1 protein-coding gene is annotated in these 1,657 nt (G+C 64.0%); it reads left to right on the top strand.

Annotation, left to right across the window (positions count from 1 at the left end; genetic code table 11):
- Positions 1–67 precede the first annotated feature (67 nt).
- The gene (locus B5Y19_RS25520) at positions 68–1,627 is read left to right on the top strand and encodes an ISL3 family transposase (RefSeq protein ID WP_079592393.1); all 1,560 of its coding nucleotides are present in this window, start codon (positions 68–70) and stop codon (positions 1,625–1,627) included.
- Positions 1,628–1,657: the final 30 nt, after the last annotated feature.

The following is a 1,657-nucleotide window of genomic DNA, read 5'->3' as shown; positions in this document are numbered from 1 at the left end:
GGCTCTGACTCAAATCTGCTGCATGTAGCGACTGATCTGGCGCTGGTTTCTACGAGGAATCAGCATGATGGATCAGCGATTTCGGCCAGCCAGCCTTGTTCCTGCGGGATTGATCGTCGACGGCGTCGCGATGGAACCCGATCTTGTCCTTATCCGGGTTCGATCCCCCGTAGTGGCTTGCCGATGTCCTGATTGTGGGGCGATCTCGCGACGGATCCAGAGCCGGTACTGGCGACGAGCCAAGGACCTGCCGCTCGGTGGTCGGCGTGTCGAGCTTCAGGTTCTGGTCCGGCGATTTCGCTGCGACGGCGTCTTATGTGGCCGTCAGATCTTCGCGGAGCGCTTCGATACCGGCGTCCTCGCGGCGCGCGCACGCCGGACCGAGCGCCTCGACCACATCGTCCAGCACCTCGGCCTCGCCTTGGGCGGCAGGCCCGCAGCGAGCCTTGCTGCCAGGATGATGCTGCCGGTCAGCAACGACACATTGCTCCGCGTGGTCCGACGGCGCGCCAGGACGCCGAGCGAACCATTGCGCGTGATCGGCATCGACGACTTTGCCTGGCGGCGCAATCACCGCTACGGCACGATCGTCTGCGATCTTGAGCGCCGTCGGCCGGTGGTCCTGCTGCCTGATCGGGAGACAGCGACATCGGAAGCCTGGCTCCGGCATCAACCCGTTGTCCACACGGTCGCTCGTGATCGCGGTGGCGGTTATGGAGAAGCCGTGGCGCGGGCTTTGCCAGAGGCGATGCAGGTCGCCGATCGCTGGCACCTGATGGAGAATGCCAGCCGCGCGTTCCTGGACGCGGTGCGCAAATCGATGCGCCAGATCCGTCGGACCATCGGCGCCACCGTGGTGAATCCTGCGCTCCTGACAGCGGCCGAGAAACTACAGTATGAAGGCTATCTGCGGCGAGAAGAGACGAATGCAGCCGTTCTCGCACTCTGGCAGGACGGCGTGCCGATCAAACAGATCGTGCGGCGGACGGGGCATCACCGCATGACTGTCCGGCGGATCGTCCGTGGCGAGCGCGGCGACGTCTTCCGACCGCGCCAGAGTTCGCTGGAGGCGCACCTGCCTTGGCTCGATGCGCAATGGGATGCAGGTGCCCGTAACGCATCGGCCCTCTGGCGCGCGCTGCGAATGAGCGGCTTCCAAGGAAGCGTCAGGGTCGTTCTGGAGTGGGCGACCCGCCGCCGCCGCGCCGAAAGAACCGATGCGAGCAGTCTGGCGCGGGTTCCCTCAGCACGCACTATCGCGCGGTTGATGACGATCGGCCGCGACAATCTCACAAAAGCCGAAACGGTCGCCATCGCGGCGATCGAAAGCGGCGTGCCGACGTTGGTCGAGGCTCGGGAGATCGTTGCCGACTTCCACGCCATGATCAGAACCAAACGGGCCGAGCTGCTGTCGTCCTGGATAGAGCGCGCTTCAAGCAGCCTGATCGCTTCGCTGGCGAATGGCGTCAGGCGAGACGAAGCGGCCGTACACGCGGCGATCATCTCAACCTGGTCAAATGGTCAGACGGAAGGCCAGATCACCCGGCTCAAACTCGTCAAACGACAGATGTATGGCCGAGGCAAGATCGACCTCCTCCAGGCGCGCCTGATCGGTGCCCAATTATGAAAAACGTCAGCGAGATTGCGTCAGAGCCAA

The organism is Allobosea thiooxidans, from assembly GCF_900168195.1.
Lineage (GTDB): Bacteria > Pseudomonadota > Alphaproteobacteria > Rhizobiales > Beijerinckiaceae > Allobosea > Allobosea thiooxidans.
Note: the sequence above shows the minus strand (reverse complement) of the source record. Positions and strands in the feature narration are given on the sequence as shown.

What these genes read in the sequence shown, in the direction of transcription:
- B5Y19_RS25520 (WP_079592393.1), top strand. Translation starts at nt 68, where the DNA reads ATGGATCAGCGATTTCGGCCAGCCAGCCTTGTTCCTGCGGGATTGATC.